Source organism: Pelomonas parva (assembly GCF_043555835.1).
Taxonomy (GTDB): Bacteria; Pseudomonadota; Gammaproteobacteria; order Burkholderiales; family Burkholderiaceae_C; genus Pelomonas; species Pelomonas parva.
Genome location: NZ_JBIGHV010000009.1, coordinates 18,672 through 31,340, shown reverse-complemented (window position 1 = coordinate 31,340; position 12,669 = coordinate 18,672). Strand labels below are relative to the sequence as shown.

12 protein-coding genes are annotated in these 12,669 nt (G+C 68.2%); 8 read left to right on the top strand and 4 right to left on the bottom strand.

Annotation, left to right across the window (positions count from 1 at the left end):
* Positions 1-80 precede the first annotated feature (80 nt).
* The 8 genes from ACG00Y_RS21995 (at position 81) to ACG00Y_RS21960 (ending at position 8,894) form a co-directional block, all read left to right on the top strand.
* Positions 81-434, top strand: a complete 354-nt coding sequence (locus tag ACG00Y_RS21995) for an HU family DNA-binding protein (protein ID WP_394482622.1) — start codon at positions 81-83, stop codon at positions 432-434.
* A gap of 10 nt (positions 435-444) precedes the next feature.
* On the top strand, positions 445-1,479 hold the full coding sequence (locus ACG00Y_RS21990; RefSeq protein WP_394482620.1) for a LacI family DNA-binding transcriptional regulator: 1,035 nt from the start codon (positions 445-447) through the stop codon (positions 1,477-1,479).
* 239 nt (positions 1,480-1,718) lie between these two features.
* Positions 1,719-3,077 carry a GH1 family beta-glucosidase gene (locus tag ACG00Y_RS21985; protein ID WP_394482619.1) on the top strand — a complete coding sequence of 453 codons (1,359 nt, stop codon included), beginning with the start codon at positions 1,719-1,721 and terminating at the stop codon, positions 3,075-3,077.
* A gap of 282 nt (positions 3,078-3,359) precedes the next feature.
* Positions 3,360-4,661, top strand: coding sequence for a cyclic di-GMP phosphodiesterase (locus ACG00Y_RS21980; protein WP_394482617.1), 1,302 nt, complete (start codon positions 3,360-3,362; stop codon positions 4,659-4,661).
* Positions 4,662-4,714: 53 nt separating this feature from the next.
* Complete coding sequence (locus ACG00Y_RS21975) at positions 4,715-6,796, top strand: putative bifunctional diguanylate cyclase/phosphodiesterase (protein ID WP_394482615.1); 2,082 nt, start codon at positions 4,715-4,717, stop codon at positions 6,794-6,796.
* Between the two features lie 33 nt (positions 6,797-6,829).
* Positions 6,830-7,153: a DUF1840 domain-containing protein gene (locus ACG00Y_RS21970; protein ID WP_394482613.1), complete on the top strand. Its 324-nt coding sequence runs from the start codon at positions 6,830-6,832 to the stop codon at positions 7,151-7,153.
* Positions 7,154-7,155: 2 nt separating this feature from the next.
* Positions 7,156-7,797, top strand: coding sequence for a histidine phosphatase family protein (locus ACG00Y_RS21965; protein ID WP_394482611.1), 642 nt, complete (start codon positions 7,156-7,158; stop codon positions 7,795-7,797).
* Between the two features lie 140 nt (positions 7,798-7,937).
* Positions 7,938-8,894 carry a porin gene (locus ACG00Y_RS21960; protein ID WP_394482609.1) on the top strand — a complete coding sequence of 319 codons (957 nt, stop codon included), beginning with the start codon at positions 7,938-7,940 and terminating at the stop codon, positions 8,892-8,894.
* 44 nt (positions 8,895-8,938) lie between these two features.
* On the opposite strand, the gene ruvB is transcribed toward ACG00Y_RS21960, so the two are convergent.
* From ruvB to ACG00Y_RS21940, 4 genes are read right to left on the bottom strand one after another with little or no spacing between them, the layout of a single operon-like run.
* Positions 8,939-9,997 (bottom strand): Holliday junction branch migration DNA helicase RuvB, encoded by a 1,059-nt coding sequence (ruvB, locus tag ACG00Y_RS21955; RefSeq protein ID WP_394482608.1) that lies wholly within the window; start codon positions 9,995-9,997, stop codon positions 8,939-8,941.
* Positions 9,994-10,563 carry a Holliday junction branch migration protein RuvA gene (gene ruvA / locus ACG00Y_RS21950; RefSeq protein ID WP_394482605.1) on the bottom strand — a complete coding sequence of 190 codons (570 nt, stop codon included), beginning with the start codon at positions 10,561-10,563 and terminating at the stop codon, positions 9,994-9,996. Before ruvA ends, ruvB begins: the two co-directional genes overlap by 4 nt.
* Positions 10,564-10,590: 27 nt before the next feature.
* Positions 10,591-11,241, bottom strand: coding sequence for a response regulator (locus ACG00Y_RS21945; protein WP_394482603.1), 651 nt, complete (start codon positions 11,239-11,241; stop codon positions 10,591-10,593).
* A 14-nt stretch (positions 11,242-11,255) separates the two neighbouring features.
* Entirely contained in the window at positions 11,256-12,668 is a 1,413-nt protein-coding gene (locus ACG00Y_RS21940) for a sensor histidine kinase (RefSeq protein ID WP_394482600.1), read from the bottom strand.
* Between the last annotated feature and the right edge of the window lies 1 nt (position 12,669).

Genomic DNA, 12,669 nt, shown 5'->3' with positions numbered 1-12,669 from the left:
TGCCTGCGGGTGAGTTGCGGCTTGGGCCACAATCCCGCCCGCCCGAGCCGTTCGGGCGAGTTTTGGACGAGATCCCCCGCATGAACAAGACCGATCTGATCGAACACCTGGCCGCCAAGCACGAGCTGAGCAAGGCCGAAGCCGGCCGCATCCTCGAGACCCTGCTGGACGCCGTCGTCACCACCGTGAAAAAGGGTGGTGCCGTGTCGATCCCGGGCTTCGGCTCCTTCAAGCAGCACGCACGCGCAGCGCGCAACGGCGTGAACCCCAGCACCGGCGCCAAGATCAAGATCGCTGCCGCCAAGCTGCCCAAGTTCACCGCCGGCGCTGGCTTCAAGGCCGCCGTGGACCCGAAGGCCGCTGCGAAGAAGGCTGCTGCCAAGCCCGCCGCCAAGGTTGCCGCCAAGCCGGCCGCCAAGGCCAAGAAGAAGTAATTCTTCAACTGTGAGCGCACGCGGCGGAAGCCCCACCATCGTCGACGTCGCCCGCGAAGCGGGCGTGTCGATCAAGACCGTATCGCGCGTGCTCAACCACGAGCCCGGCGTGCACGAGAGCACCCGGGACGCGGTGCTCAAGGTGGTGGAGGCGCTGCGCTACCGGCCCAAGCAGTCGGCACGCAGCCTCGCAGGCGGCCGCTCCTTCCTGATCGGCCTGCTCTACTACGACCCCAGCGCCGCCTTCGTCGGCAGCGTCCAGCAGGGCGCGACGGTGCGTTGTCGCGAACTGGGCTATCACCTGGTTGTCGAGTCACTTCACAACGACGCACCCGACCTGCGCCAGCAGATCGACCGCATGGTCCTCGCCCTGCGCCCTGACGGCATGATCCTGACGCCGCCGCTGTGCGACAACCCCGAGGTGCTTGCCGCGCTGCGCGAGAACGGCACGCCCTGCGTGCTGATGTCGCCGGAGCGGGACATCGTGGGCGTGCCCTCGGTGCGCATGGACGACGTCCATGCGGCCGAGGAAATCACCAACCTGCTCATCAGCCTCGGCCACCGCCGCATTGCGCTGATCAAGGGGCCGCCGGACCAGTCGGCCAGCGCCGCCCGCCAGCAGGGCTTCGTCAACGCGCTGCAGGCGCACGACATCGCGGTGGACCCCGAGCTGATGCAGCCCGGCTCCTTCACCTTCGACAGCGGCCGCGATGCGGCGCACCAGTTGCTCAGTCGCCGCCAGCGCCCCACGGCCGTGTTCGCCAGCAATGACGACATGGCGCTGGGCGTGCTGGCCGCAGCGCAGCGGCTCGGGCTGTCCGTGCCGGGCGAGCTGTCCGTGGCGGGCTTCGACGATTCGCCCACCGCGGCGCTCGTCTGGCCGGCGCTGACGACGGTGCGTCAGCCCGTTGCCGAGATGGCGCGCACGGCGGTCGAGATGCTCGTCTTCGGCCACAAGTCCGAGCTGGCTCCCGGCGACGACGGCGAACTGCACAAGGTGCTCGCCCACGAGCTCGTCGTGCGCGACTCCACCCGGGCCGGCTGAGCCCGACACCCACCCTTTCGGCGTGAACTCTTGATCTGATTGTGAAGACACCGCTGTCATTCGATGTTGACAGCGTTGTCATCGATCAGAGATGATCGTTTGGCTGGACGAGGTCCGGTGCATCGGCGGCTGAACTGCGCCGGTACTTCCCGTAGTCCCGACGCCGGGGTGGTCCGCGGCCCACCTCGATTTGCTTGACCCTTCTTCGTTCCCGGCGCAACGCCGGGCGCTCCTCCACCATGAATCTCTTCGATCCTTCCCGTCTCGACCCCGCCTCGCTCGCCCAGTCCTTCCCGCCCGACTTCCTGTGGGGTGTGGCCACCAGCGCCGCGCAGATCGAGGGCGCCGGCGCCGAGGACGGCAAGGGCCCGTCCATCTGGGACCACTTCTGCCGCCAGCCGGGCCGCATCAACGACGGCTCCAACATCGACATCGCCTGCGACCACTACCACCGCTATCGCGAAGACGTGGCGCTGATGAAGAGCCTGGGCCTGGACTGCTACCGCTTCAGCCTCTCCTGGCCGCGCGTGCAGGCCACGGGGCAAGGCGCCTGGAACGAAGCCGGCTTCGCCTTCTACGACCGTCTCATCGACGAACTGCTGCAGGCCGGCCTGCAGCCGCACGCGACGCTGTATCACTGGGATCTGCCGCAGGCACTGGATGAAGGCCTGGGTGGCTGGCTGTCGCGCGATGTTGTCGCCCGCTTTGCCGACTACGCCGCCGAGACCGCCCGCCGCTTCGGGGATCGCCTGGCCAGCATCGCCACGCACAACGAGCCCTGGTGCACGGCCACGCTCGGCTATGAGACCGCCCAGTTCGCGCCCGGCCACAAGAGCCGCGCCGAGAGCCTGCAGGTGGCCCACCACCTGATGCTGTCGCACGGCGACGCGGTCAAGGCGATGCGCGCCGAGACCACGACCAAGCTCGGCATCGTCTTGAACCACACGCCGTCGTTCCCTGCCACGCCCAACGAAGCCGACCGCCGCGCCGCCCGCATCGACGACGGCCTGAACGTGCGCTGGTACATGGACCCGATCTTCCGCGGCGCCTATCCGCAGGACGCCATCGACTTCGTCGGCGCCGACGCGCCCAAGGTCGAGGCCGGCGACCTGGCGCGCATCCGCCAGCCGCTGGACTTCCTCGGCATCAACTTCTACACGCGCGGCCTGTTCGGCGCCGACGGCAAGACCGTCAAGGGCCCTGGCAAGCTGGGCTTCACCGACATGGGTTGGGAGATCGTCCCCGAGGTCTTCGCCCAGCATCTGGTGCGCCTGGCCCGCGAGTACAACCCGCCGCCGATGTACATCACCGAGAACGGCATGGCCAATGCCGACCGCGTCGTCGACGGCCGCGTGCCCGACAAGGAGCGCATCGCCTACCTGTCGGCCCACCTGCAAGCGCTGTCCGTGGCCATGAGCCTGGGTGCCGACGTGCGCGGCTATTTCTACTGGAGCCTGCTCGACAACTTCGAGTGGAACTCCGGCTACGACAAGCGCTTCGGCCTCATCCACGTCGACTACGAAACCCTCGCGCGCCTGCCCAAGGACAGCGCGCACTGGTATCGCGACTTCATCGCCAAGCACCACGCGACACGCTGAGCGCCGCCCCGGGCCTCGCCTGGGGCGAAATCACGGTGTCGTCGGGACGATGACACCGTGCCGCCAGTCATGCATTCCTCCGCGTTTGCCCGGACAAAGGCAAGGAATTTCGGTCACGTTCAGGCGCTAAGCTCCGCCCTGCGTTCCAAGGGGATTTTTCCCGCATCGCTTGGAACGCGAATCGGCCGATTTGACATAGAGCAGGAGGCCGGCTTCAGGTTCCTCGGCAGTGGTGCCGAAACCGGGGCCGAGTCGAGGGGTGCCCGACGCGGGTTTGAGTGAATGCAGGATAGATCAAACGATCCGCTGATCGACGTCAGCCAATTGACCGTGGGGATGTTCATCCACCTGGATCTGGGCTGGATGTCGCACCCGTTTCCGCTGTCCAGCTTCAAGATTGCTTCCAGCGACCAGTTGCTGATCCTGCGTCGGCTCGGCCTGACACAGGTGCGCTGGAGCCCGGCCAAGAGCGACCTGTCGCTGCAGCCGTCTGCCGAGGCCGGCGCTGCGGCGGCCGCAGCCGTTGAGGCCCACGCCGAACCGCAAGCGCCCGCCCATCCCACACCCGAGGAATTTGCTCGCGAGGCCCATCGCCGCGCGCTCGCCGCCCAGCGTGAAGCGCTGCGCCTTTGCGAGCAGCAATACAGCGAAGCCAGCGATGGCTTCCGCGGCGTCATGGAGGTCGTCCAGACCCAGCCGCAGCAGGCGCGCACGCAGGCCGAGAGCCTCACCGCCGCGCTGCTCGACAAGATGCTTGTCGAGGGTGATCTCAATATGCGGCTGCTGAACGAAGCCGCCGGCGACCGCAGCACCGCGCACGCGCTGAACGTCTGCATCATTGCGCTGCTGCTGGGCCGTGCCTTCGGCCTTGGCCGCGAAGAGATGATGGACCTGGGCGTCGGCTCGCTGCTGCACGACGTCGGCAAGCTCGAAGTCGCCGCTCGCCTGCGCCACCGCGACGAGAGCTTCACTGCCGCCGAGACCCAGGCCTACCAGCAGCACGTCGCCAAGGGCGTGGCCATCGCCCAGGCCATGGGCCTGTCGCCGGCGCCCCTGCTCATCATTGCGCAGCACCACGAGCATGCCGACGGCAGCGGCTTCCCACAGCGCATCAACATGGATCGCATGAGCACCGGCGCACGCATCGTCGCGCTGGTCAACCGCTTCGACGGTCTGTGCAACCCGCTGATCACGTCCAAGGCGATGACGCCGCACGAGGCGCTCTCGCTGATGTTCGCGCAGGGCCGCAACCGCTTCGACGCGACCATGCTGAACGCCTTCATCCGCATGATGGGCGTGTATCCGCCGGGCTCGACCGTGCAACTGACCGACGACCGCTACGCCCTCGTCGTGTCCGTCAACTCGGCGCGGCCGCTGAAGCCCCGCGTCATGGTGCATGACCTCAAGGTCGCCAAGGAAGAAGCGCTCATCCTGAACCTCGAGGAGATGCCCGACCTCGGCATCCGGCGCAGCCTCAAGCCCCAGTTCCTGCCGCGCCCTGCGCTGGACTACCTCAGCCCGCGGGCACGCATCGCCTATTTCTTCGATGCCGTGAGCACCGGGCCCGGGGAGTTGGTCACGTGAGTGCGGGCCGCGAGGCACTCCCATCCCAGTCTCGCGTTCCCGAGGCGCCGCCGTTGATCGGCGCCCTGCTCGAAGGTCTGCCCGAACCTGCCTGGCTCGTCGATGGCAGCACGCTGACGGTCAGTGCCGTCAACCGCACCGCGCTGCGCCTGCTCGGCCTGAAGCCCGAGCGCGCGCTCGGCCAGGCGCCGACGGTGCTGTGCGACTCGCTGGAAGACGAAGCGTTCTGGCAGGGTGCCGCGCGCGACCCCTTTGCCCGCATCCGCTCCGACACCGTGCTGACGCACAGCGACGGCCAGCCGCGCTGGGTCAGCCGCGCCATCAGCCCCGTGCACACACCCGAAGGCGGCCGCTACTGGCTGGTGCTGCTGCACGACCAGACGCGCCGCCGCCGCGCCGAGGCCGAGCGCGAGACGCTGCTGGCCGAGCTGCGCGCCACGCTTGAGTCGACGGCCGACGGCATCCTTGTCGTCGACCTGTCCGGCCGCGTGCGCAGCTTCAACCGCCGCTTCGCCAAGCTCTGGGGCCTGCCTGGCGGCCTGCTGCACGAGCCCGGCGACGCCGGCCTGTGGCTGAGCCTGCAGCGCGTCATGCGCGACGGCGAGCAGTACCGCCTGCGCATCGAGGCGCTGCTGGATGCGCCTCTGATGCGCTCCAGCGACATGCTGCGCCTGGCCGACGGACGGGTGCTGGAGCAGGTCTCGCTGCCGCAGATGAGCCGGGGCGAACCGATCGGGCGGGTCTTTTCATTCCGCGATCTCAGCGAGAAGCTCGCCGCTCACCAGCGCATCGAGGAGCTGGGCCGCTCCGATGTGTTGACCGGCGCGCCCAACCGCCGCGCGCTGGCCGACCGCATCGTCCAGCAGATGGCTGCCGGCGTTTCGGGTGAGGCCCCCCCGGTCTTCGCGCTGCTGCACCTGGACCTGGATCGCTTCAAGCAGATCAACGACACGCTGGGCCACAGCTACGGCGACCGCGTGCTGCGCGAGGTCGTCGAGCGGCTGCGCGGCGCCGTCGGCGCCAATGACACGCTGGCCCGCCTCGGCGGCGACGAGTTCGCGCTGCTCGTCGACGGCGCCCAGATGTTCGAGGCCGAGGCCGCCGCGCGTCGCGTGCAACAGTTGCTTGCCCAGCCCTTCAGCTTCGACACGCTGAGCTTCACCGTCACGGCCAGCTGCGGCATTGCCCTCTACCCGGGCGACGGCAACAAGCCCGACGAACTGCTGGCCAGCGCCGAGCGCGCCATGCACTGGGTCAAGGAAAGCGGGCGCGCGGGATTTCGCTTCCATGTGCCGCGCAAGGAGGTCGACCTGCTCTCGCGCATGCGGCTGGACCACGCCATGCGCCAGGCCCTCGCCGAGGGGCGCTTCCGGCTGCACTACCAGCCCCAGGTCGAGCTCGGCAGCGACCGCGTCATCGGCGCCGAGGCGCTGATCCGCTGGCGCGACCCCGAGCGTGGCGACATCTCGCCGGCCGAGTTCATCCCGCTGGCCGAGGAGAGCGGCTTCGTCGTACCCATCGGCGAATGGGTGCTGCGTGAGGCGGTCGACCAGGCCGCCCACTGGCTCAGCCGCGGCCTGCGCATGCCGGTCGCCGTCAACGTGTCGGCGCTGCAGTTTCAGCAGGCCAACTTCGTCAACAGCGTCGCCGCCGCGCTGCGCGACGCGGCCCTGCCGCCCAGCATGCTGGAGCTGGAGCTGACCGAAGGCGTGCTGCTCGGCGACGCCGACGAGAACCTCAAGCGCATGCAAGCCCTGGCCTCTCTGGGCGTCACGCTGTCCATCGACGACTTCGGCACCGGCTATTCGTCGCTGGGTTATCTCAAACGCTTCCCCATCCAGCGGCTCAAGATCGACCGCAGCTTCGTGCAAGGCCTGCCGGGCGACCCCAGCGATGTCGGCATCGCCAACGCCATCGTGCAGATGGGGCGTGCGCTGGGACTGCAGGTCATCGCCGAGGGCGTCGAGACCGAGGCCCAGCGCGACTTCCTCGCCCAGGCCGGCTGCCACGAGTTCCAGGGCTATCTGTTCGCGCCGCCGCTGCGGCCGGAGGATTTCGAGCAGCGCGTGCGTCCGCGCCGCCATGTCGTCGACGCCGCCGTGTCCGGCTGGCTGGGCCTCGCCGGAAACGGCTGAGCGGGCGCGCCCGCGCCGGCCCACAATGCGGCCATGCTCTATTGCTTCAAATCCAAGGCCGGTGCCGACATCGTCATGCTGGCCGAGTCCGGCGATGCCGTGCTGCGCCTGATGGGCCGCGAGCCGGCCCCCCAAGGCATCCTGGAGGCTGCTGCACTGCCCGCGCTGCTCCAGGCGCTGGAGGCCGGCGTCGACGCCGACGATGCACGCTTCCAGCAGGCCGTGGATGCCGCCAAGGCCGCCGGCGAGCCGCCGCCCCGCCGTCAAGGCGTGTCGCTGCGCCAGCGCGCCTGGCCGCTGCGCGATCTGATGGCGCGCAGCCAGCGCGAGGGTGTCGACGTCGTCTGGGGTGTCTAGTGTTGGAGCAGGCCACCCGACTCGTCGTCATCCGCCACGGCGAGACCGCCTGGAACCGCGCGACACGTATCCAGGGCCACACCGACATCCCTCTCAGCGACCTGGGCGTGGCGCAGGCCCAGCGCCTGGCCGGCGCGCTGGCAGAGGAGCCGCTCGCAGCCATCTACGCCAGCGACCTGAGCCGCGCCCGCCAGACTGCCGAGGCGCTGGCCGTCACGCGTGGCCTGCCGGTGCGTTTCGACGCCGCGTTGCGCGAGCGCGCCTTCGGGCGCTTCGAGGGCTTGAGCTGGAACGAGATCGAGCAGACCTACCCCGATGAGGCCGCGCGCTGGCGTCGCCGCGAGCCCGACTTCGCCGTCGGGGGTGGCGAGAGCCTGAACGTCTTCAGCGCCCGCTGCCTACAGGCCGCCCGCCTAGCCGCCGCTGCGCATCCGGGGGAAAGCATCGCGCTGGTCGCCCATGGCGGCGTGCTCGACTGCCTTTACCGCGCGGCTACTCGGGTCGCGCTGGACGCACCGCGCAGCTGGCAACTGGGCAACGCCACGATCAACCGCCTGCTCGCCACGGTCGACGGTTTCACGCTGGTCGGCTGGAACGACGACCGCCATCTGGCCGGCCTCGGCACCGACGACATTGCCGCCTGAGCGCCCCAACTCCCTAGCTGCACTGTTGCATCGGCGCGTCGCCCACTCGGCTGCGGGCTAGTGCCACTCCTATACTGACTGTCATTGATTGTCATCTGACGGTTCGTCAACCCGTCGTAACCCATCCTCAAAGGCCAACGATGAAGAATGTCACGCTCGCCGCCGCCCTGGCCACCATCATGGTTGCCCCGGCATTTGCCCAAAGCTCCGTCACGCTGTGGGGCCGCATCAACACCACGGTCGAGAGCCAGAAGGTTGCCAACCAGGATCGCAAGGTCGCTGTTGAGAACAACAGCTCCCGCCTGGGCCTGCGTGGCACGGAAGACCTGGGTGGTGGCCTGAAGGCTGCCTTCAACCTGGAGCACGGCCTGAATTCGGACACCGGCGCTGCTTCCGGTGGCACGCAGTTCTGGAGCCGTCAGGCCAACGTCGAACTGAGCGGCTCGTTCGGTACGGTGCGCCTGGGTTCTTGGTTCCCGGATTCGTACTTCTCGACCGTGGACCGCGTCAGCAACCACAACCACGACACCGGCACGTCGTCGGACGCGCTGTTCTCGTCCTTCGCGTTCAGCCATCGCACCAACAAGCTCGGCTACTTCTCGCCGACGGTGGGCGGCTTCGGCTTCATCGCCACGGTCCACGCCGGTGAAGGCGCTGCAGGCGATGGCCGTGCGTTCGATCTGTCGGGCAACTACGAAGCGGGCGGCCTGCACATCGGCGCCACCTACTCGCAAGTTGACACCGCCGCCAAGCGCAAGAACTACACGATCGAGGCGGACTACGGTTTCGGCCCGTTCCTGGTTGCCGGCTACTACCAGCGTGAAGACATCGCCGGCGCCAAGTCGCGCGACATCGCCCGCGTGTCGGCCATGTACACGTCCGGCGCGTCGGAGTTCCATGTCAACGTCGGCGGCACCAAGTCCGGCGGCGACGGCATGTTCAAGAGCACCGGTGGCAAGCAGTGGACGCTGGGCTACAACTACAACCTGAGCAAGCGCACCAAGGTCTACGGTTTCTACACCGTCACCGACCTGAACAACGCCAACAAGGCGGGCGACTTCAACTCGCTGGCTGCCGGCGTGCGCCACAACTTCTGATCCTCCAGATCGGAAAAAGAAAAGCGCCCTGCGGGGCGCTTTTTTTATTCTCCGAACAGATCGCTTGACGTCTTGCTGCCCGGCGGCGTCAAGCCCAGGTGGCGGTAGGCCGCCAGCGTCGCGATGCGGCCACGCGGCGTGCGCTGCAGGAAGCCCTGCTGGATCAGATAGGGCTCGATGACGTCTTCAATCGTGCCGGCTTCCTCGCCGATGGCGGCGGCGACGTTCTCCAGGCCGACCGGCCCGCCGTCGAAGCGGTGCACGACCGCTTCCAGCAGCTTGCGGTCCATCAGGTCGAAGCCTTGCGAATCGACGTCCAGCATGGCCAGCGCCTTGTCGGCGATGCCGGCGACGATGCGGCCATCGGCCTTGACCTCGGCGTAGTCGCGCACGCGGCGCAGCAGGCGGTTGGCGATGCGTGGCGTGCCGCGTGAGCGGCGGGCGATTTCCAGCGCCCCATCGGCGTCGATGGGCGCGCCCAACAGGCCCGCCGATCGCGTCACGATGCGCTGCAACTCTGCCGGCGTGTAGAACTCCAGCCGCGCGACGATGCCGAAGCGGTCGCGAAGCGGGTTGGTCAGCATGCCGGCCCGCGTCGTCGCGCCCACCAGCGTGAACGGTTGCAGGTCCAGCTTGATCGAGCGCGCCGCCGGGCCCTCGCCGATCATGATGTCGATCTGGTAGTCCTCCAGCGCCGGGTAGAGGATTTCCTCGACGACGGGGCTGAGGCGGTGGATCTCGTCGATGAAGAGAACGTCGTTCTTTTCGAGGTTGGTCAGGATGGCGGCCAGGTCCTTGGGCTTCTCCAGCACCGGGCCCGAGGTCTGGCGGAGGTTCACGCCCAGTTCGGCGGCGATGATGTGCGAGAGCGTCGTCTTGCCCAGGCCCGGCGGGCCGAACAGCAGCACATGGTCCAGCGCCTCGCGGCGCTTCTTGGCGGCACCGATGAAGATTTCCAGCTGCTCGCGGGCCTTGGCCTGGCCGACGTACTCATCCAGATGCTTGGGCCGCAGCGCGCGCTCCATCGCCTCCTCGCGAGCGGACTCGGGCGCGGCGCTGATCAGCCGCGGCGCGGGGGCGAAGTCGTCGGTCTGGATGCTCACGACAGTCTCTTGAGCGCGAGCTTGATGCCGTCGCTGACGCCGACTTCAGGCGGCAAGACCTTGAGCGCCGCAGCGGCATCCTTCTCGCTGTAGCCCAGTGCGACCAGGGCCTGCAGGATGTCGGCTTGTGCGTCGTTGGCCACTGCAGCGGGCAATGCCAGGTCGGCGCCCAGCTTGCCCTTGAGTTCCAGCAGCAGGCGCTCGGCCGTCTTCTTGCCGATGCCTGGCACCTTGGTCAGGCGGCCGGTCTCTTGCAGCGACACCGCCTGTGCCAGTTCGGGTACGGACAGGCCTGACAGCAACCCCAGCGCCATCTTCGGGCCGACGCCGCTGATCTTGATGAGCATGCGGAAAGTGGCGCGTTCCTCGTGCGTGAGGAAGCCGAACAGCTGGTGCGCGTCCTCGCGCACGGTCAGGTGGGTCAGCAGCACAGCCCGCTCGCCCAGGCTGCCGAGGTTGTAGAAGGTGCTCATCGGCACATCCACCTCGTAGCCCACGCCCGCCACGTCGATGACGATTTGCGGCGGCGATTTCTCGGCGATGACGCCAGTCAGTCTTCCAATCATCTGCCCATTATCTGGGCCACCCTGGCCTCAGTTCCGGCCAAACAACCCTAGACGTTGGGCTTCCAGCGCCGCCTCCGCACGCGAGCTCACATTGAGCTTGCGGTAGATCTGCTTCACGTAGTCGGCAATCGTGTGGCGGGAGAGGCCCAGCTGCACGCCGATCTCCGGCAGCGTGTAGCCCTTGGCCACGCGCAGCAGCACCTCGGTTTCGCGTTCGGTCAGCGAGACCTCATGCAGCAGCGTCGAGGGCTTCTTCACTTGCGCGGCGAAATAGGCGATGACCTTGCGCGCGATGGACGGCGACAGTGGCGGTTCGCCGCCGCTCATGCGCTGCAGTTGCTCGACCAGCAGCTCGCGCGACTGTTCCTTCAGCAGATAGCCGAAGGCGCCGGCCTGCAGGGCGGGGAAGAGGTGCTCATCGTCGTCGTGGATGGTGACGATGACCGACTGCACTTCGGGCTGCTTCTCGCGCAGCGCGGCGATGACCTCGACGCCCGAGCCGTCCGGCAGACCCAGGTCCAGCAGCGCGAGCGTGAAGCGTTGGCCGTTGACCAGCGACAGCGCATCCTGCACGCGCGAGCATTCGGTGATCTGGGCGTTGGCGAACACCTGCTTGACCAGCGCCTTCAGCCAGGCGCGGATCTCCGGGATGTCTTCGAGCAGCAGGATGTGGTTCATGAAGGGCCTCGGAATCAGAGCGGGATGGTCAGACGGATGACAGTACCCCAGCCGGGGCCGGATTCAACCAGGCACTGGCCATGCATTTGCTTGGCGCGTGATTTCATGCTCGCCATGCCGTGGCCGCGGTCCAGGCGACCGTCCAGTTCGGTCGGGATGCCCTGGCCGTTGTCCTGGATGGTCAGCACGAAGTCGCCATCCTGGAAGGCGGCGGAAATCGTCGCGTTCGTCGCGCCGCTGTGCTTGATGATGTTGGACACCGACTCGCGCAGGATGCGCGTGGTCTGCACATAGGAACGGGCCTGGAAGGTGTGCTCGATGTCCTCGGCCGGGCTCTTCCACTCGGCCAGGATGTTGGCCTGGCCCAGCCGTGAAACGACCTCGGCACGCCAGTCGCCCAAGGCGTCGATGAGGTGCACCGGCTTGCCCGTCAGCCCGCGCACCGACAGCCGCATCTCCTCCAGTGCCTCGCGCGCCAGCGTCGAGATGCGGTCGGATTCGCTGGTGTGCACGATGGTCAGCAGCTTGGCGCCGAGGTCGTCGTGCAGGTCGGCGGCGATGCGCTTGCGCTCGCGCTCGGTGACCTGCTCCAGCTTCTGCTCGGCGAGCTGGCTGTGGCTGCGCTCGACCTCGGCGATGCGCTCGGCCATGCGCTGCTCGATGGCGGCGCTGCGTCGATCGGCATCGACACGCGCGTGGGCCACGTGGTTCACCAGCTGCAGCCCTAACGCCAGCATCAGCAGGGGCAGCATCAGCCCCAGCCAGGGCGAGGCCGACCGCCATAGGGGCTCGCTGACGGCGGCGAGCAGCATCTCGGCCAGCAAGGCCAGCATGGTGGGCAGCAGCAGCGCGGCCATCAGGCGGAACTCGCGGCCGTGGGCATCGTCCGGCGTGGCCTGCAGGCGCTGGCGGCGCAGCCACAGCGCCCAGCCCATCGCCGCGATCAGCTCCAGGCTCAGCACGGCATGCCAGACCGCGCCCAGCATGCCGATCTGGCCGCCGGTCAGCAGCAGGCTGGCCGGCACGATGAGGCACTGGATCAACAGCGCGTGGTCTATCCAGCTGCGTTTCCAGTTCATCTGGCGCAGCAGGTATTGCACGCCGCACAGCACCAGCAGCGTCATCAGCAGCGGCCTCAAGCCGGCGGCGCCTGGCGCGGCGGTGGCGCGCAGCACGACCCAGCTCAGCATCATGCCGACCAGGAAGTTGGCCGGCCGCTCGCGGTGGTGCAGGCTGGACAGCAGGCCGACGACAGTGGCCATCAGCGCCAGCATGGCCGCCAGCCAGCCGTTCAGCGTGACGGCCCAGTACATGCCGGCCGGGGTCTGGGCGTGGGCAGCAACGGGCCAAAGTGTGGCCAGCGCCGTCAACAGAAACAGGGGTGGGCGCCAGGCCGTTGCGGCCCTGGTCGCGGTCGGAAGAGTCATG

Bases quoted from the DNA above. Each gene is read 5' to 3' on its own strand.
- ACG00Y_RS21995 (WP_394482622.1), top strand. From the start codon at position 81: ATGAACAAGACCGATCTGATCGAACACCTGGCCGCCAAGCACGAGCTG.
- ACG00Y_RS21985 (WP_394482619.1), top strand. From the start codon at position 1,719: ATGAATCTCTTCGATCCTTCCCGTCTCGACCCCGCCTCGCTCGCCCAG.
- ACG00Y_RS21980 (WP_394482617.1), top strand. From the start codon at position 3,360: ATGCAGGATAGATCAAACGATCCGCTGATCGACGTCAGCCAATTGACC.
- ACG00Y_RS21970 (WP_394482613.1), top strand. From the start codon at position 6,830: ATGCTCTATTGCTTCAAATCCAAGGCCGGTGCCGACATCGTCATGCTG.
- ACG00Y_RS21960 (WP_394482609.1), top strand. From the start codon at position 7,938: ATGAAGAATGTCACGCTCGCCGCCGCCCTGGCCACCATCATGGTTGCC.
- ruvA (WP_394482605.1), bottom strand. From the start codon at position 10,563: ATGATTGGAAGACTGACTGGCGTCATCGCCGAGAAATCGCCGCCGCAA.
- ACG00Y_RS21945 (WP_394482603.1), bottom strand. From the start codon at position 11,241: ATGAACCACATCCTGCTGCTCGAAGACATCCCGGAGATCCGCGCCTGG.
- ACG00Y_RS21940 (WP_394482600.1), bottom strand. From the start codon at position 12,668: ATGACTCTTCCGACCGCGACCAGGGCCGCAACGGCCTGGCGCCCACCC.